14 protein-coding genes and 1 riboswitch are annotated in these 18330 nt (G+C 41.1%); of the genes, 5 read left to right on the top strand and 9 right to left on the bottom strand.

Going from position 1 to position 18330, the window contains the following annotated elements; genetic code table 11:
- The first annotated feature begins 15 nt into the window (after positions 1 to 15).
- The gene (locus NH454_RS10685) at positions 16 to 552 is read left to right on the top strand and encodes a YaeQ family protein (protein WP_138558096.1); all 537 of its coding nucleotides are present in this window, start codon (positions 16 to 18) and stop codon (positions 550 to 552) included.
- Between the two features lie 8 nt (positions 553 to 560).
- Positions 561 to 1166, top strand: a complete 606-nt coding sequence (locus NH454_RS10680) for an alpha/beta hydrolase (RefSeq protein WP_135923006.1) — start codon at positions 561 to 563, stop codon at positions 1164 to 1166.
- A gap of 4 nt (positions 1167 to 1170) precedes the next feature.
- Here NH454_RS10680 and NH454_RS10675 read toward each other — a convergent pair whose 3' ends face one another.
- A complete protein-coding gene (locus NH454_RS10675; RefSeq protein WP_253039031.1) occupies positions 1171 to 1380 on the bottom strand; it encodes a hypothetical protein in 210 nt (69 codons plus the stop codon).
- A 366-nt stretch (positions 1381 to 1746) separates the two neighbouring features.
- On the opposite strand from NH454_RS10675, the gene NH454_RS10670 reads away from it, so the two are divergent.
- Positions 1747 to 2220 carry a Dps family protein gene (locus tag NH454_RS10670; protein WP_054552310.1) on the top strand — a complete coding sequence of 158 codons (474 nt, stop codon included), beginning with the start codon at positions 1747 to 1749 and terminating at the stop codon, positions 2218 to 2220.
- A gap of 42 nt (positions 2221 to 2262) precedes the next feature.
- On the opposite strand, the gene NH454_RS10665 is transcribed toward NH454_RS10670, so the two are convergent.
- The 5 genes from NH454_RS10665 to NH454_RS10645 all read right to left on the bottom strand — a co-directional run bounded on the left by NH454_RS10665 (position 2263) and on the right by NH454_RS10645 (position 10299).
- On the bottom strand, positions 2263 to 2664 hold the full coding sequence (locus tag NH454_RS10665) for a hypothetical protein (protein WP_253039030.1): 402 nt from the start codon (positions 2662 to 2664) through the stop codon (positions 2263 to 2265).
- 66 nt (positions 2665 to 2730) lie between these two features.
- A complete protein-coding gene (locus NH454_RS10660) occupies positions 2731 to 4809 on the bottom strand; it encodes a S9 family peptidase (protein ID WP_253039029.1) in 2079 nt (692 codons plus the stop codon).
- Positions 4810 to 5084: 275 nt separating this feature from the next.
- Positions 5085 to 5654 (bottom strand): chitin-binding protein, encoded by a 570-nt coding sequence (locus NH454_RS10655; RefSeq protein ID WP_135923009.1) that lies wholly within the window; start codon positions 5652 to 5654, stop codon positions 5085 to 5087.
- 109 nt (positions 5655 to 5763) lie between these two features.
- Positions 5764 to 5848, bottom strand: a riboswitch (cyclic di-GMP riboswitch).
- 131 nt (positions 5849 to 5979) lie between these two features.
- A complete protein-coding gene (locus NH454_RS10650; RefSeq protein WP_135923010.1) occupies positions 5980 to 9117 on the bottom strand; it encodes an efflux RND transporter permease subunit in 3138 nt (1045 codons plus the stop codon).
- A gap of 9 nt (positions 9118 to 9126) precedes the next feature.
- Positions 9127 to 10299, bottom strand: a complete 1173-nt coding sequence (locus NH454_RS10645) for an efflux RND transporter periplasmic adaptor subunit (RefSeq protein ID WP_135923011.1) — start codon at positions 10297 to 10299, stop codon at positions 9127 to 9129.
- Between the two features lie 263 nt (positions 10300 to 10562).
- On the opposite strand from NH454_RS10645, the gene NH454_RS10640 reads away from it, so the two are divergent.
- Positions 10563 to 13073, top strand: coding sequence for a zinc-dependent metalloprotease (locus tag NH454_RS10640; protein ID WP_253039028.1), 2511 nt, complete (start codon positions 10563 to 10565; stop codon positions 13071 to 13073).
- A 53-nt stretch (positions 13074 to 13126) separates the two neighbouring features.
- Here the strand turns inward: NH454_RS10640 and NH454_RS10635 are convergent, their stop codons facing one another.
- A complete protein-coding gene (locus tag NH454_RS10635; protein ID WP_135923013.1) occupies positions 13127 to 13741 on the bottom strand; it encodes a PQ-loop domain-containing transporter in 615 nt (204 codons plus the stop codon).
- 272 nt (positions 13742 to 14013) lie between these two features.
- Here NH454_RS10635 and NH454_RS10630 point away from each other — a divergent pair, with 272 nt between their 5' ends.
- Entirely contained in the window at positions 14014 to 15153 is a 1140-nt protein-coding gene (locus NH454_RS10630; protein ID WP_253039027.1) for a hypothetical protein, read from the top strand.
- 1 nt (position 15154) lies between these two features.
- On the opposite strand, the gene NH454_RS10625 is transcribed toward NH454_RS10630, so the two are convergent.
- Positions 15155 to 17977, bottom strand: coding sequence for a hypothetical protein (locus tag NH454_RS10625; RefSeq protein ID WP_253039026.1), 2823 nt, complete (start codon positions 17975 to 17977; stop codon positions 15155 to 15157).
- Positions 17978 to 18062: 85 nt separating this feature from the next.
- Entirely contained in the window at positions 18063 to 18305 is a 243-nt protein-coding gene (locus tag NH454_RS10620) for a hypothetical protein (protein ID WP_135923016.1), read from the bottom strand.
- Positions 18306 to 18330 lie beyond the last annotated feature (25 nt).

Below are 18330 nucleotides of genomic sequence, written 5' to 3'. Positions count from 1 at the left end.
TTCAAGTAAGCAGTTATGGCTCTTAAATCAACCATTATTAAAGCGCAATTATCGCTAAGCGATATGGACCGCCACATTTATCAAGATTTCAATTTAACACTGGCACAACATCCATCAGAAACCGAACAACGCTTGATGATCCGCTTGTTAGCTTTTGCACTTAATGCTCGTGAAGGCTTAGAGTTTACGAAAGGCTTATGCGCAGATGACGAGCCAGAGCTTTGGCACATTAACTACAGCGAAGAAATTGAATTATGGATTGAGTTAGGTTTACCTGATGAAAAACGTCTAAAAAAAGCCTGCAATAAAGCCAAGCAAGTTGTTTTGTATACTTACGGTGAAAATAACCAAGCAATTTGGTGGCAAAAACATCAGCCTAAGTTGTATGATTTTAAAAACTTGAGTATTTTTAGTCTCGATTATGCTGCTACCCAAGCACTAGCAGAGTTAGCCGATCGTAATATTAAGCTCACCATCACAGTTCAAGATGGCGAAGTATGGGTTAGCTCAGATACAGCAAATATCGAAATTAAACCGCAACAGTTAATGTAAGGAATGCGATGGCAATTAGGCAGGTTGTAGTATTACACGGACTTTATATGTCAGGCTTTGTGATGCGCCCTCTGTGTGCGCGTCTCGAAAAGTCAGGGCTTAAAATACTCAATTTGACCTACAATACACTCTCCCCCGATAGAGCTGCAATTTTCGATAAGATTGATCGCTTTATTAATGGTAAGCCAACCGCCTTGGTTTGCCATTCAATGGGGGGGTTAGTCGCCCGCGCTTACCTTGAAGCCAATTCACTACAAAGTCGCCATGTCGAAAAGGTGATCACCTTAGGCACCCCACATAAAGGCAGCCATATTGCTAAGCAAATGCAGCAAAAAGGCTTTGAAATGCTGTTAAAAAACAGTGTGGAATTTTTATTATCAGAGAATGGGGATTGGCCGTTTAATGCCAAGCTTTATAGTATTGCTGGCGACTTACCAATAGGGCTAATGCCACTGATTGCCAAAGGCAGTGTTTCTGATGGTACGGTTTTGATAGATGAAACCAAACTCAATGGCATGGCAGAGCATAAGGTGTTTCATTTGAGTCACACCAGTATGATCTACTCACGCCAAGTGATGGATTACATTATTAAGCTTATAAATCAAAGTGAGTAATACTTTAATCTTCAGCACTTGCAGCCACTTTGTATGAGATTAATACAATGACCCCTAAAATCAGTGGTACTGGTGCAGCAATGTAACCAAAGGTATCAAAGTTTGCGAAGCTAGCGCCTGCTAAATGACCTACTAAACCGATAACAAATGCAAGTAATGCAATCACTACAACAACTATTTCAGCTTTACTTTCTTTAACTGTTTTACCGTCCATTTTTATTCTCCTGGTTAAATGCGGTAAGGTCATTATGCGCTTCTATTTCGTTGCTTTTTTGACCTAAATCAAGTTCTAAATCGGCGTGTTTATCAGCTAATACAAACTTTGTTTTAGATCATACTTTCTGCTTAATTTTTGCATATCTGCAAAATAAGGTAGATTTTTTGCTCAGTTGCCCCAAGTCTATATAACAGGTAATTCAATGTTATGTTGATAGTGCACTAGCGGGTAAAAACCGCCTTTGATAGCTAAAACCTATCACGGTGTTCGAATTAAACCATTTTACAGATTAACCAAGATGGCTAATACTTAACACCAAGCACTAGCAAGTAAACAATTAACGGTTTTTTTAAGGAGCAATCTATGTCACAGGTAAATGCAATTGGTTTAAACAGCGCAAAAAGTGAAGACATCGTAAATTCACTAAACTCTTTACTAAGCTGCTACCAAATTCAATACATGAACGCACGTGGTTTCCATTGGAATATCAAAGGTCGAAACTTTTTTGAATTACACCTTAAATTTGAAGAAATTTATAACTTACTACTTGAGAAAGTAGATGAGATTGCAGAGCGTATTTTAACCTTAGGTGGTACACCTGTGCATGCATTCTCTGAGTACATTGAAGCAAGCAAGATCAGTGAAGCTAAAAATATCACTGAAGGTACTGCTGCTGTTGAAAATCTTTTAGCGGGTTACAGCACGCTTATTCAGATGCAGCGTGAAATCTTAGCGCAAGCAGGTGATGCGGACGACGAAGGTACAGCATCATTAATGGGTGACTACATTAAAGAACAAGAGAAACTTGTTTGGATGTTAAAAGCTTACCTTGGTTAATGTTTAGAACAGAGACTAAAAAGCCCTCAATTGAGGGCTTTTTTACTTTAACCACTTTCTTAAATTTTCGTACTCGGGCCTTGCTTGAAAAAGACTCTCGGCATCTAGGTGAAAATAAATATCCATTTCTACCCCCGACCAAACTACCTCTAACAAATTGCGGGCAATGATATTTGCTTTAATATAATCAACACGTTTGTAGCCCCGCGCTTTTACGGCCTGAAAGTAAGCCTTTGCAATCTCAATACTATCAGCCGTCGCTAATTCAAATTGCTCCAAATTCACTACCGCATACTGAATTGACTGTTCAGGGTATTTCATGATTTCTTGACCGACTTCAATGCTAAATGAAGCAACCGCCTCTTTGTTAAAGCTGCCGCTCATTTCCACATAAATCACTGGCGGCTCAACAAAATAGCGCCAATCACCATGGGCTTTAAACATGCTTACCCCTTTGAAATACAACTTAAGTTTACGCTTATAAACGTTATTTACTTATTTATCTAAGCCTTAATTCGGTAATAAAGCAATAAAAAACGCCATTTCTAATGCCTTTTCTTCAAGGCTTTTAAAACGACCAGATGCGCCGCCATGGCCTGCATCCATATCGGTTTTAAACACCAAAATGTTGTCATCAGTTTTAAATTCACGCAGTTTTGCCACCCACTTCATTGGCTCCCAGTATTGCACTTGAGAGTCATGAAAGCCGGTAGTTACGAGAATATTAGGGTAGTCCTGCGGCTTAATATTATCGTACGGCGAATATGCCTGAATCACATCATAAAACGCAGGGTCATTTGGATTGCCCCACTCGTCATATTCATTCGTAGTAAGAGGAATACTCTCATCTAGCATGGTGGTTAGCACATCTAAAAATGGCACATGACAACCGATACCTAAATAAAGCTCAGGAGCTTGATTTACTACAGCCCCCATCAGTAACCCTCCAGCACTACCACCAGAGGCAAATACTTTTTCTGGGTGTGCATAGCCTTGCGTAGTAAGAGCACGCGTAACATCAATAAAGTCACTAAAGCTGTTTTGCTTATATTGCTTTTTACCTTGTTCATACCAGTGACGGCCTAGCATTTCGCCACCACGAATATGCGCAATCGCATAAACAAAGCCACGGTCTAGCAAACTTAATGAGCTGCTTGAAAAGCTAGGATCGATGGTAATTCCGTACGCACCATAGCCATATTGCAGTAGTGGGTTAGTGCCATCTTTATTAAATTTATCAATACGATAAACCAAAGACACCGGCACTTGTTCGCCATCTCTTGCGGTGATCATTAAACGCTCTGAACGGTAGTTTTGCGGGTCAAATTCGCCGAGTACTTGCTGTTGTTTTAATAAGGTTTTGTTCCCGGTTTTTAAATCAACATCATACAAAGAACCCGGCGTTGTTAAGCTCGAATAGTAAATGCGTGCAGTGCTCACATTCGGCTCTGGGTTCATTGCAATTGCGGCATAATAACAAGGATCATCAAACTCTAAAGTAAGGCGCTGATCGTGCTGATTAACTACCACAAAACGTGTTTGGCCTAGCTCTCGCTCAGTGAGGATAAGGTAGTCATCGAATATCTCAACCCCTTCTAACAACACGTTTTCGCGATGCGGGGTATGTTCTTGCCAAAGACTTTTATCGCCAACGGTACTTTGTGTCGCAGTCATTAAGCGAAAGTTTTTCGCTTGCCAGTTAGTCACAATGTAAAAGGTGTCACCTAGCTTATCGACATCGAACTCATGGCCTTCTTCGCGTGGCATTAAAGCGCTAAACTCCCCCTCTGGGTTATTAGCATCTAGCACCCAAGTATCGTTTGTTTCTGTAGTTGCAAGATCAATTATGATAAGGCTTTCATCGCGGCTTTTGCCAAGCCCCATGAAGAAGCTTTTATCTTGTTCTTCATAAACCAATACGTCATCAGCTTGCGGAGTGCCTAAAACATGGCGGTAAACCTGAAAACCCAACAAAGTTTGTAAGTCTTTTTTCACATAAAAAACGGTTTTACTGTCATTAGCCCATACCACTTGACCTTCGGTGTTTTCGATAACATCACTAAACATCTCACCATTAGCAATATTTTTAAAACGCACGGTATATATACGGCGACCTTCGGTGTCTTCTGAGTAAGCAAGTAGCTGTTCGTCAGGGCTAATAGCCACTTCGCCCAACTCATAAAATTCGTAATCGCCGGCTAATTGATTTACATCTAACAACAAGTGCTTATCGCGCGCTTCTATTGAGCTGCTGCGATAATGGCGCGCATATTCATCATCGCCACGTACTTCTGAGTGATACCAAAACTGACCATCTTTCACAGGTACCGTGTTGTCGTCTTTTACAATACGGTCTTTTAACTCATTAAATAATTGTTCGCGCAGAGGTTTCATGTCTGCTAGTTGCTTGTCGCAATAATCGTTTTCGGCATTTAGGTGCGCTAATACATCCTCATTTTCACGCTCATCATCACGCATCCAATAATAATTATCGGTGCGAGTCTGTTGGTGAGTAGTTAATTGATGAGGATGTTTTTTGGCAACAGGTGGATGCGCTAATAAAGACAAAGAATACGATTTTGATGACACAAGAAAAAACCAAAGTAAAAAACGAATTGCTGGCAGTTTATCACAGAATTATACCAATCAGCTTAATTAAGCAGTCTATTTTGAGGCAATAAAACCTTGTTGATAACAAGGCAAAAATTTCCTTATTTAGTTGTTCTAAATGAGAAATTTTTAACGCAGTTAGCGACAGGTTTAATCCCTCAAAATGATTAAGTATTATTGCGGGTTGGTATTAAAAAAGCCCACTCAAATTGAGTGGGCTAAGCAATGCTAAAATAGCATTTAGGGGGAAACTGTTAATGTGACACTTGTTGCCACGCCATAGCCCAACTTTTCCCAACTCCCGGTTCAAAGAGTGGGTTATGTGAATCTTTAACACGGCAAAATTCACTAAACGGCCATGGCTTGCACATGTAAATATGACCCGTTTTAGGTTGAAGTACTTTTACACCTGCATTGTAATCATTGCATGCTTGTGGGTAGACATAGTCATACTCGTTTAATCTATCTTGTACTCGCTCTTCACATTTAGCGATGCAATTAAACGCCACTTTTACATGTGTTATACCCGAACCTTCTAGGGCATAAATTTGGTTTGAACGGTATGCAACCACCAAACCTTGCTCTGTCATTTTGCCCGCTTTAACCAACGGAATATGCACATTAATATGTTCAGCCACAGAGCGAGGCCAATTATGAGGCTCTCCATCATCTGAGCTCACAATTGCATATTCGAATGATAAATCGACTAGCTCTCCTTGCATGTCATAAAAGGTCACTATCACCTTATCACCAACAAAAAGTTGGGTATGATGATTTAAGCAACCAATTGGCAACCATCTTCCAGAGGCCATTGACGTATGCATAAACAAAATATCACCCTAAGAGCAACGAATAGGTACTATAGTAACAATCGAACAAAATATTTATGTAAAGTTTGAGGCAAAAGAACCAAAGCACGTAGATTATGTGCTTATCAGCGGTCCCGCTATCATAGTCTTAAAACCTTAGACCGGAAACTTTGCGTCCTAACCTTTCAGTTAGTTTGCCAAAAACAAAATGAGTATAATCGCGACCAGAAAACAAATCAAACAAAAGAATGTAATCAAACATTATATATAGCAAATAGTTACTATATTTTAGTAACAAAAAAGCCAACCGTTTGGTTGGCTTTTAAATAGCTAGTCTGTACTAATTATGAGCTGGCTTAGTTCTGGTAACCACTCTATAACCTGCACGGAAGATATTAAGAACACCATTGCCCACATCACTCATTACAATGTACAAACATGGAACAAGTACTAATGTAATTAAGGTTGCGAACATTACCGCAAAACCAAGTGCTACTGCCATTGGAATTACGAACTTAGCTTGTAAGCTGGTTTCAAACATAATTGGTAATACACCGGCAAAGGTCGTAATTGAAGTCAGTGTGATTGCTCTAAAACGTGCACACCCTGCTTCTATAACTGCTTCACGTGTAGAAAGCCCTTCGCGACGCGCTTGGTTTACAAAGTCAGTCATGACCAGTGAGTCATTGATCACCACCCCTGCAGCAGCGATTAAGCCAAAGCCCGACATTAAACTAATGTCTAGACCAAACCATAAGTGACCCCAAATTGCACCGGTTAAGCTAAATGGAATAACCGACATTACAATGAGTGGTTGCGAATAGCTCTTAAGCGGTACTGCAAGCAAGATATACACTAAAATCATACCACCAATGAAGAACATAATTTGCTCATTAGCTTGTGCTTGCTGCTCTTCAATTGAGCCACCTAGCTCAGTTTTTACTGATGGATACTCTTCTTTAAGTTGCGGTAACAGAGTCTCTTTAACTTGCTTAACGACTTCGCCTGGCTCAATCGCTTCTTCATCGATACTGCCATAAATATACACAGTTCGATAACCTCCTTCGCGGCGAATATAGCTAATACCTGGCTTTTCAGTCAGCTCTACAACGTCACCTAATAGTACTTCTTTACCTTCAGGTGTTGTAATTACTGCATGTTTAAGAGATGCAAATGCTTCACGTGTCAGTTTAGGGTAACGCACCATTACGCGCACTTCTTCGCCACGGCGAATAACACGTTGTGCTTCACCACCGTAGAAGCTTGCGCCAACTTGGTTTGCGATATTGGCAAGATCTAACCCTAAATCATATGCCACAGGTTTTAAGCTTAATTGCACTTCTTTGCTCGCCGGGTCGATGGTTGAGCTAATATCAAATAAGCCTTTTTGCTGTTGCAGTAATTGAATAAAGCGACGACCTGCCTCATTCAATGTATCGATGTCAGGCCCATACAGTAAGTAGCCAAACTCACCATCCATGCCGCCACCATTCACATCATCGTAAATTTGTAATGATTTGACACCGGCAATACTTGGCATTTGCTCACGCCAGCGACGAGATAATTCAAATGCGTTGTATGGACGAAGATCTTCATCAACAAGTGGCGCTAAAAGCTGCGCTTCAGTTCGCCCTTGGTTAAAGACTAAAATGTCACGAATAAGTTTTTGACCAAATTCACGCTCGGTTTCTTTATCAACATTAACCACCATCGCTTCAATTTCTCGAATTGCGTTAATGGTTTGAATATCCGACGCATTTTCATTCATTTCTAAACGAATTTGCGGGAAATCATGCGGTACTTTTGGGGTTGGAACAACACGCACTTGATTTGATGAAATCAAACCAAACGTCATAATTAATAAGCCCACAAAAGAAAATAAAACAAGCCAGCGCCATTCAACACAACGTACGATAAATGCTTTATAAGGACCATTTACAAACTTAAAAAAGCGCTTATTAAAACGAGCACGCCAGCTGTTTGGATTAATAGGCGGAAATTTAGTGTGGGCGATATGAGCAGGTAATATAAGCTTCGACTCAATCAAACTGAATATTAGACACAGAATAACCACCACCGCGATACCAAAGAAAAATGCACTTTCTGGCCCGCTTGATAATGTAAACGGTGCAAACACAGCAATCGTAGTCAGTACACCAAATGTAGCTGGGGTAGCAACACGTTTTGCACCATTCACTACATTGACAACACCACCGCCTTTTTTCTCAATTTCGGTGTAGGCGCTTTCCCCTATGACTATGGCATCGTCGACCACGATCCCCAGCACCATAATGAATGCAAATAACGACACGATATTAATACTGATACCAAATAATGGCATCATCATCATTGCGCCCAAGAAACACACAGGTAAACCAATCATCACCCAAAGCGCTAACTTAAAGCGTAAGAAGATAGACAACATAATGGCAACCAAGATAGCCCCTTGAATTAGGTTGGTTTTCATCATGTCTAAACGTGCGTTAAGGTAATAGGTCATATCCATAAGAGGTTCAAGACGCAAGCCCGCAGGCAGCTCTTTGTTTTTCTTATCAATATACGCTTTCACTGAATCTGCAACCGGGATCATGTTTTGTTCTTTGGTTGCTTTTACAGACAAATAAACCGCATTTTCGCCGTTAAATTTAAAGTAGCGTTCACCTTCAATAAATTGATCTTTAATTACAGCGATATCTTGCAACAATACCTTCGCACCATTAGCCCCCACCTTGACTGGAATTTGGCGGAACTCTTCACCACTGTAATATTGGTTTTCAACACGAACAGAGATAATACCTGCATCAGTGCGTAATTGGCCGGCAGAGATGTTGGCTGAATAACGACGAACAGCACCAGCTACATCACTTAACGTTAAGTTGTATTGGCGCAGTGAGTCTGGGTCAATTTCAATCGCTATTTCATCTAACGGCACATCGTTTTGCACCAGCGATACGTTTGATAATTGCAGCAACTCATCTTCAATTTGATTTGCTACAGGCTTTAACTCTGTCAGCGGAATATCACCAACGAGCGTCATACCAATCACGTCTTGACGAAATTCAACCTGACTAATGGTGACAGGCTCCATTCCCGCAGGGAACGTGGCAATACTGTCGACGCGTAACTTCACTTTGTCGAGCACATCAGTGAGCTCAGCATCTGTGTTTATCTCAAGACTGGCACGGCCACTATTTCGAAACGAGCGGTAAACACCGCGCTTAATTTCGGTAACATCTTTTAGTGACTCTTCAATTTTGATCAGAATACTTTCTTCAATTTCTTGTGGTGAGGCCCCCGGATAATTGGCCTGTACTTCAATATAGTTAATTTCAACATTCGGGAACATCTGGCGCTGAATAGTGAAATAACTAATGATCCCCATGATGATGATAAACACCATCATTAAGTTAGCAGCGACCGAGTTATTAGCAAAATAGGCTATCAGGCCTGACTGCTTTTCTGTGTTTGTATCAGTCATAGTGTTACCTTAAAGCTTTTCAACCGCTGCAGTTTCTGCATCGCTTGTCATTTCTTTCATACCGGCAATCTTTACTTCCATACCCGCTTGAGGGTACTCAGGTAAAGTAAGAACAAGCTGGTCATTCACTTCAAGGCCATCACTAATGTAGAAGTACTCACCTTCTTCACGCACTACAGTTACTTTTCGTGGTTCAAGTTTATTCTCATCATTTACAATCCACACTGTTTGGTTATTTACCAAAGACTGCGGTAAACGATAGATATTTTGTAACATGGCACCCGCAAAGTTAACTTGTACATAAGCACCAAATTTAATTGGTTGTACGTCATGCTTTAAACCGTATGGGTCTTCAACACGAACCACTAAGTTGCTCATACGTGTCGCGTTATCTACAACGCCTAGATCGCGGTCAATCTCTGCTTCACGAGTAAAGCTGTTTAAGCCCTTATTGATAATGGTCGCTTTAACGCCTTTTAAGCGCTTAGGTAAAAACACGCTGTCAAAGCCAGCAATTGGTACAATGATTTCTGCACTTTCAATGTTATTTAGCTCAGCAACCTGGCTACCTACATTTATGTATTGACCAACACCAATTTCACGGCTGATCACTAACGCATCGTAAGGTGCTCTCACTTCACAACGCGCAAGGTCACGCTCAGCACGTTTAAGTGCTGCTTGCGCTGATTTAACAGCTGCTTGCGCGCTTAAAACTTGAGGTTTACGTAAGAATAAGTCCGTGCGCTCGCGCTCTGGATAGCGTCTTGCCTCATCCAATGCAACTTTAGCTTGTGCTTGCTCTTCAATCAGAGCTGCTTGAGCACTTGCTAATGATGCTTCAGCTTGAAGTACAGCGGCTTCGTAGTTGTCTTTCTCGATAGTGAATAACACTTCACCACGAGCGACAATTCCACCGGGTACAAAGTTTGGATGCCAACTGGTCACTTCGCCTGCGACTTGCGATGCCAATAATGTACTTTCAAGTGGCTTCACTTCACCGTAGCTATTAATAACCACTTGATGATCATCGCTGGCAACAGGTTCAACTTGGACAAGAGGTCGAACATCTACCACTTCCTTGTCTTTTGGTTCTTGGGCAATAGCATTGATACCCATAAAGCCAATAATACCGACCGCTAAAGCAACGATTGGCAATATCCATTTTAGTAATCTCGTGCTCATAACTTACACCTTTAATATTTTAACTGCCCATATCATACCAAAGCTGACAGAAACATTAATGTGACATTTGTAAGTAACTGTTACAAAACAGGCAAAATTGGCAACAAATTTAAAAAACGCCAATTAAGAACAATTTGTTACAAACAAAAGTAAAATAATATCAAAGAATTACAAAGCAGCCCTTACACTTGTTAACAAATAGCCTTTTATCATGGGTTTATTTCATTAAACTGATTTGAGAAATAATTAAAGGAACAATTAGAATGAAAATAACAAATATTGCTTTGGCATTAAGCCTAGCGCTTGCCATGAATGGCCATGCTATTGCAGCTAAAAAAGAAGAAAAAAAGCCAGAAACACTTGCCGAAATGATCAAAGATAAAAGTGAATATGCTGGTATCTTTACTCTCTACCAAGATGACAAGACCGGTAATAACCTAATGGTTATAGACCAATCTCAGCTTGATACACCCTTTGTATACTTTGCCCACACAGTTGACGGTGTTACAGATGCGGGTCATTTCAGAGGGGCATACCGTGAAACAAAATTAATTGAATTTCGTAAATATTTTGACCGTATTGATATTGTAAGTAAAACTCCTCGCTACAAATTTGACGAAAGCTCAGCGCTTGCTCGCGCTGCCGATGCCAACATAAGCGAAGCTGTACTTGCTAGTATTAAAATTGAAAAAGAAGAAAACGGCAAAATAGCATTTAACGTTGATAAGCTTTTTTTAAGTGAAGCACTGCATAAGGTATCACCTTGGGTAAATCCAAAAGATAAAGATGCTAGCAAACGCTTTAAACTTGGAAAATTAGACGACAAAAAATCACGCATCACCACGCAACGCCCTTACCCAAATAATCTCGATGTTGTTGTTGATTACGTGTTTACTAATGCCGAGCCAAAAGTACGTGGCTCAAGTGCAGTAAGCGATCCACGTAATGTATCAATTAAAGTACAACACTCATTTGTCGCACTGCCAAGCAACAACTATCAACCACGTTTAGATGATGCACGAATTGGTTATTTCACCAATCAATTCGATAATATGACATCTGCAGACTGGGCACCGTATGAAGATGTAATCAAGCGCTGGGACCTACAGAAGAAAGACCCATCAGCCGCACTTTCTGAACCAGTTAAACCAATTACTTGGTGGATTGAAAATACCACGCCAGTTGAGTGGCGAGATACTATTCGTGATGCAGTGTTAGCTTGGAACAGCTCATTTGAAAAAGCAGGCTTTAAAAATGCTATCGAAGTAAAAATACAACCTGATGACGCTGATTGGGATGCTGGCGATATTAACTACAATGTATTGCGCTGGACTGCATCACCACGCCCTCCATTTGGCGGTTATGGCCCAGCCCTTGCGAACCCATTAACCGGTGAGATCTTAGGCTCTGACATCATGTTAGAGTATGTTTTCATGAAAAACCGCTGGATGTATGACACCTTATACACGCAAGGTGCAGCTACGCTTGAAACGAGCCAAAATAACCCTGAATTACATTGCTCACTAGGTCACAGCATTCAAGAAAACATGATACTTGCTAAAGGCTTAGGCACAGGTGCAAGCATTGAAGACAAAGAAATTTTACGCCAAGGCTTAACTCAACTGGTGTTACACGAAGTAGGCCATACCCTTGGCCTTAACCACAATATGAAATCGTCAATTTTGTGGGATGAAAAAGAAGTTCACGATAAAAGTAAAACCCAAGGTATCGTAACTGGCTCGGTGATGGATTATGCACCAGCAAACATTGCCCCTATTGGCATGCAGCAAGGTGATATATTCCAAACAAAACCCGGCCCTTATGACGATTGGGCGATTGAATATGGCTATAGCCCAGCTTTAGCTGATAAAGATGCCGAACAACAGCGCCTTGAAAAAATTCTCGCTCGTTCATCTGAGCACGCTTTAGCTTTTGGTAATGATGCTGATGACATGCGTGCTCCTGGGCGTCATATCGACCCTCGTGTGATGATTGGCGATATGTCATCTAACCCTGCCGCTTATGCTGATGATCGTATGGAGCTTATCAATAAGCTGTTTACTGAGCTTAAAGACAAAGCCACTGTTGATGGTGAGTCATACCAACAACTTGTTACCTCAGCCAACATTTTATTTAGAAGCTACCGCACACAAGCTGGCGTAGTATCTCGTCAAATTGGTGGTGTTTATGTAGAGCGAAATGTGGTGGGCGATGACAAAAATGGCGCACCATTTACGCCAGTGCCACTTGAGCGTCAGCAACATGCAATGCAAATTTTAGCTGACAAAGTGTTCTCACCAAATGTGCTTGCTAGCATGCAGCCGCTTTATAACTACCTGCTACAACAACGTCGTGGTTTTAACCATTATGGTAAAAACGAAGACCCTAAACCACATGGCATGATTTTAGGCATGCAAAAGCTGGTACTTGCTCAGTTATTACACCCGGCTGTCATGCTGCGTATTTCAGATAGCGCTATGTATGGCAACGAGTATTCACTTAACCAATTTATGAATGACTTAACAGCAAGCATTTTTGTAGACAGCAAAAAAGCAAATACCTTAAGTCACAATCTACAAGTTGAATATGTGAATCAGCTAATCGCGATTGCTGGTTTAGGTAAAGCGAGTAAGCACGACAACCTAGCCAAAGCAGCTGCGCTTTATCAGTTAAATCAAATTGCTGATATGAGCGTGCCATGGGGTGCAGACACCGCAGCTAAAGCGCATAAGCAATATATCGATCGCTTAATTAGTAAAGCCCTCGAAGCATAAGCAAAGCAACACAAAAAAGGCTGCCAATTGGCAGCCTTTTTGTTTTACATAATTTAAGCCATTGCAGGGCGCGATTTATAATACTGAATACACCCTAGTTGTGCGGCATTAGTCAGTAATATCATTACAAAGGTCAGTATGTGAGACACGCTCGGTGTCGCCATAGCAAGCTCGGCAGCGAGGCCGCAGCTTCCAGCAACAAATTGCAGGCTAAAGTAGCGCGCACTTAAATTACTAATATCACCACTTTTAATGGTTTTATAAGTCTGCGGCATAACACGAATAGAGCTCATGACTAACCCCACATAGGTTAACCAATTGAGAACTGTTGCAGTTTCAAGAGATGGGCTAAGTAATAAAGAAAAAGGGATCATCGACAGCAATAGCAATCCAACCAATTGTAACCGCTGCGCACGAGCTGCGTTATAGCGAGCAAAGTAGTAAAGGATCAGTGCGCTTAGCGTACCAGTAACAATAAATGGTAGTGCCATATAAAAGCGCTGAAAGAACAGATTATAAGTAATGAAATACACGCTTTGCGCAACACCAAAGCTCATCATTAATAACGAAACGCCCGACACACTGCGATTTTTACGGATTTTATTTAAAAGCGGATAAAAGCTAAACGCCAAAATAAAGCATGAAATAACCGGCAAAAAATGCGCCAAAATAGACCTCTCTCGTTACAATTTAGTTAATAAGTTAGCAATTTATAAATTAGCCATAAAAACAAAGTAAACCCTTGTTTTTTATGCATTTTAAAAGAGCGCGGCATTGTAATGAGAGAACGCTAGAATGCAATAAAGAATAAAAAACAAACAACCGCTTACTGGCAAGATATCCATACAGGGTGTTTACAATCAATGACACTTTTTAAGCAGCTTGAATAGCTATGGCAATATGGGTACATTGAACAAAGAGTGCTCAGCAGGAGAAAGCAATGAAATCAGTTATATATGCATTAGTGTTAAGTGCTTTTTTGGTTGGCTGTAAAAGCACTAAACAACAACTTGCTGCGCCGCCTAGTATCGCAAGCTTGATGGCCGCAGAGAAATTTCAACAAGTAGAATTACCTGATCCCGCGTTATTTACTTTACCTGCTGATGAACAAAAACGTTTCCTTGATTATTTCACGCAGCGCCAAGGTGACTACTTAAGAGACGATGAAATTCTTTATCACTACCTAGAAAATAAACTCACTAACTTTAACTATTATAGTGCCACCCTTAGTGCGCAAGAGGCATTACGTAGGCAGCAAGGTAACTGTATTAGCCTCGCCATTTTAACCCAAGCTTATGCTCAGCTTGCTGGGCTTAAAACAGGCTTTCAGGCGGTGTCGAGTGAGCCGGTTTACAGTAAACAAAGCAACATAGTGTATGTATCGGGCCATTTTCGAACAAAAGTTTACGCACCTCTAAATGAGGACGAGCATTACTTAGTAAAACCAGGCACTGTCATCGATTACTTTCCAGCGCGTGGTAGCTTTTACTCAGGCCGTGCCGATTTAAAAGACTTAATTAGCCGTTATTATAGTAACTTAGCAAGCGAGGCCTTGGCTAAAAAGCAATTCAATTTAAGTTACAGCTACATTTTAAAAGCTAACGAATACACACCACATGCACCCTCACTTTATAATTTAGCCGCAGTTTTACATCGCCAATCGGGTGATTTAGCGGGCGCAAAGCGAATTTACCAAACAGCTATACACTATGACCTTGATGATACTAATTTACTGCACAACTACGCAGTACTCGCCAAGCAACTTAATGATCCTGAACTAGTTGAGCAAATCAACTCACAACTGGCTTTGCTTGAGCAAGATCCGTTTGAATTGCTAGCAACCGCGATTAACGCTCGCAACAATGGTAAATATTACAAAGCAAAGCAACAGATTGAAAATGCTATTGCGTTAGCCCCGTACTTATCTGAACCCTATATTGAATTAGCAATTATTAGTTATCAGCAAGGCAATGAACAACGCAGTAAAGAGTGGCTAGAAAAAGCCATAGAGATAGAAAATAAAGACGAAAAACTGGCGCTTTATCACGCCAAGCTTTTCGCTTTATCTGAAAAACACTAAGTTATAACGAGTAATAAAAACTTAGCCATGCTCGTAAATCATTTTCAAAGTCGTCGCCTTCTACTCGGGCGACGCCAAAGTCAATATTTACATCATTCAAGCCCGCAGGCCCCATACCAAAACTAAAATCTCCCTGCCATTTAAGCCCGTAACTTTGCGCATAGACTCGGTTATCAACCTGATGCTGTTGGTAGTAAAGCCAAGGCAGTGAATCTTTGTAACTTATGCCCCCGCCATAACCTTTATATCGCTCACCTAGCTGGCTAATAAACGGCAGTTCTGGAGCAACAATAAAGCCACTTTGCGTTTGTTGATTAATTAAATTTGACTCATAGCCACCTAAAGCAAGTGCGCTGTCATCGCGATATTGCTGAGCGAAATTAACATAAACGGGAATATCAAAGGCATAACCGCTCAATACGGTGGCAAAGTTATAGCCCTGCCAATTGTTTGAGTCAGCATCACCGGATAACCACTGGGCACTCACAGACTGAGCAAAACCATAACGCTGCCTATCATGTTGCCATTTTTGCTTAAGACCAACTGTTAACCATTGATCATCTCCTTCACTAAAATCACTGTAGTTATAGCTTAGGCTCGGTGTGATACTAAGTTGTTGAAACTGCATTGGGTAACTCATGGCAAAATGTGCCCCAGTGTTACTTAAGTCCAGCAACGTTTGAGAATGGTATTGCCTTGCTGTTTCAAGGTCGTAATCAAATAACAACGCTTTAAATTTTAAATCAAATTTCGAGTACTTAACCGCCGCGAACACCCCTTCCAATGCTTTATCATGTAAATCAGCACTATAGCCTGCTTGTAAATCAAGCTGCTTTAAAAAGTCACTACTTTTGACCCCAAGGGTAAGAAGTGAAGATGAAGCTGAATAATATTGAGATGCCAGCGAAAAAGTCGGCTTTTGCTGCCATACATCATAATTGGCTGGCTCAGTTGGGCTTTGCGGGTAAATCTTCGCCTCAGGTAATACTTCGCTCGTTACTTGCCCTCGTGGTGGCGCTGCACTTTTAGCAAACTCAACAACCTCTAATCCGTGTGGTTGCTCAGCAAAATGCTTAATGTTCGGCCCTTCAGCAGTGATCGATAAATACAAAAGTTCACCATTGTTCATTGCCATTGGGTGTGCGACAGCTTCTTGTCCTTGTGTTAATTGGCTTAGTGAATTACTTTGAAGATCATAATGATACAAATCGAGAGCTTTATTTTTACCCGCTACAAAATAAAGTCCTTTGCCATCAGCTTGCCAGTTGGGCTGTGATACATACTGATAGCCTTCAGGCATAGGCACGGCATGTGACTGCTGACCATCCAACTCTTGTATATACAACTGCCAATTAGCATTCAATGTCGCTTTTAAATAAGCAAGCTGAGTTTTATTAGGGCTTAATAATGGATAGTCATAAACCGTTTCTAGGCTTTTCTCAAATAAAGGTGTTGCGACACCCGTATTGAGATCAAACCGCACCAGCTCCGAAAAGCCATGCTTAGCTTGCTCAGCGTAAACCGTTTGTCCGTTATCACTAATTGTAAAACGGCGCAGCCCTGCATGATGCGTCAATGCACTGACCTCTCCGGTCTCAATATCATAACGGTATAAGTCAGAAATACCCTGAATTGCGCCTTTAGCAACGGTTGTTGTGGCGGTGAAGAACAGGGTATTTTCGTCTAACCACTGTGGGTTTTTTATGCCCTGTCTATTAATTTGATGAAGCACATGTTTTTGTTTACGTTTAAAAACACGCGGTGCTTTATCAGCAATATCAGCAGGGTCATCATCGAGTAGCGCTTGCTGTTCTTTCGCAAAGTCATCTGCTGCCTGTTGATTATCATCAGTGCTGTAAATAACTAAACGCGTTTCGTCATCTTTGTTTCGCTCAACAATAGCAAGTTTACTGTTATCTAAACTTAAAACAGGGTTCGAGGCGTATAAATCAAGTTCTAACCAAAGCTTACTTGTAAGTGCTTGCTCACTTACTTCTTTAGCCATAGCTTTGTAGGTATATTCGGCAATAAAACGACGATAGAGTCGTTCTGGTGAGTCGCCAAATACGCCGCTAAAGGCCTCATCAAAATCACGCGACTTAACCGCTTGCATGCGCGTCCAAACTGCATCAAGAGTTTGCGCTGAATAATTCTCTTCAAGCCATGCAAGAAAGCGAGACCCCATTAAATACGCCATAGAACCAGCTAAAAAGCCCCCTTCAGTGCTGCTTAGCTGACCATACCGTGGCAGCGCACCTTGTTGTGCAAATTCAATCAGTATTGCCTCTGAAAGGTTATCGTATAAACGCCCGCGACCAGTCATTTTCGACTCAAGTAAGGTTGCATACCCTTCGGCGGCCCAGCGCGGCATTTCACCATCAACTAAATCGTAAATATCCCAACTATTGCGAATAGCTTGGCGTATATCGCTTCGTGTAGGCTGAGCAAGGTGCACTAAATGAATATATTCATGCAAAATCAATAGTTGCTGCCAACCATCAGTATTAGAAATCACGGTGTCAGATTGCGGTGGTGTTGTAAACAAGGCCATTAAAGGCTTGTTTGTCACCGGTAGAGCAAAGCCATTCGAGGCGTTGAATGGGTCAAAAACCAACACATCGACGACTTCATCAAGGGCACGGTTTTGCTGTTTTAATACCTTATCGCGGACAATTTCAAGTTCGGTTGCCGCGGAGCGGGCCCATTGCTGGTTCTGCGTACTAAAATGCACGTTAAAGTGTTCGGTATGAATAGTTTGCCAAGTCTCTTGACTTGAAGCATGGCCAGCGGCAAGTAGCGCCACCGTTAATAGGGCTTTTTTCATCACAATCCTTGATTAGCAAGTTGCTTAGTTCAAGGATTAGTATGCGTACATTTTTTAAGTGATTGTAGTAAAAAAATGTAAGAAATTAATCTATTTTAATTGGCCTAACTAAACCGAGCAGTTGATAGATTATAAAAATAGTCGCAGCAAACATTAAACTACTTCTTAGCGCACCTAAGCCAGCCAGCATCATGGTCATTGTTAACAACAAAGCGATGCCTGTCACAGCAAAGCTAACACACAACCCGGTGCACTCTTTTTTAGAATGAACAAAGTACAATAAAGCGACAACACCGAAGATAGCTAGAGTAGGTAAAAAATAAATCATTATGAGCCCAGTTACTTAACACTGC

Origin of the sequence: Pseudoalteromonas sp. Ps84H-4 (assembly GCF_024124645.1) — a bacterium.
GTDB classification, from domain to species: Bacteria; Pseudomonadota; Gammaproteobacteria; order Enterobacterales; family Alteromonadaceae; genus Pseudoalteromonas; species Pseudoalteromonas lipolytica_C.
The sequence above is the reverse complement of the archived record's forward strand: the minus strand, read 5'-3'. Positions and strand labels throughout refer to the sequence as shown.

Coding starts and splice junctions, on each gene's coding strand:
- NH454_RS10670 (WP_054552310.1), top strand. CDS start 1,747: ATGTCACAGGTAAATGCAATTGGTTTAAACAGCGCAAAAAGTGAAGAC.
- NH454_RS10655 (WP_135923009.1), bottom strand. CDS start 5,654: ATGCATACGTCAATGGCCTCTGGAAGATGGTTGCCAATTGGTTGCTTA.
- NH454_RS10630 (WP_253039027.1), top strand. CDS start 14,014: ATGAAATCAGTTATATATGCATTAGTGTTAAGTGCTTTTTTGGTTGGC.
- NH454_RS10650 (WP_135923010.1), bottom strand. CDS start 9,117: ATGACTGATACAAACACAGAAAAGCAGTCAGGCCTGATAGCCTATTTT.
- NH454_RS10685 (WP_138558096.1), top strand. CDS start 16: ATGGCTCTTAAATCAACCATTATTAAAGCGCAATTATCGCTAAGCGAT.
- NH454_RS10620 (WP_135923016.1), bottom strand. CDS start 18,305: ATGATTTATTTTTTACCTACTCTAGCTATCTTCGGTGTTGTCGCTTTA.
- NH454_RS10645 (WP_135923011.1), bottom strand. CDS start 10,299: ATGAGCACGAGATTACTAAAATGGATATTGCCAATCGTTGCTTTAGCG.
- NH454_RS10665 (WP_253039030.1), bottom strand. CDS start 2,664: ATGTTTAAAGCCCATGGTGATTGGCGCTATTTTGTTGAGCCGCCAGTG.
- NH454_RS10625 (WP_253039026.1), bottom strand. CDS start 17,977: ATGAAAAAAGCCCTATTAACGGTGGCGCTACTTGCCGCTGGCCATGCT.
- NH454_RS10675 (WP_253039031.1), bottom strand. CDS start 1,380: ATGGACGGTAAAACAGTTAAAGAAAGTAAAGCTGAAATAGTTGTTGTA.
- NH454_RS10680 (WP_135923006.1), top strand. CDS start 561: ATGGCAATTAGGCAGGTTGTAGTATTACACGGACTTTATATGTCAGGC.
- NH454_RS10640 (WP_253039028.1), top strand. CDS start 10,563: ATGAAAATAACAAATATTGCTTTGGCATTAAGCCTAGCGCTTGCCATG.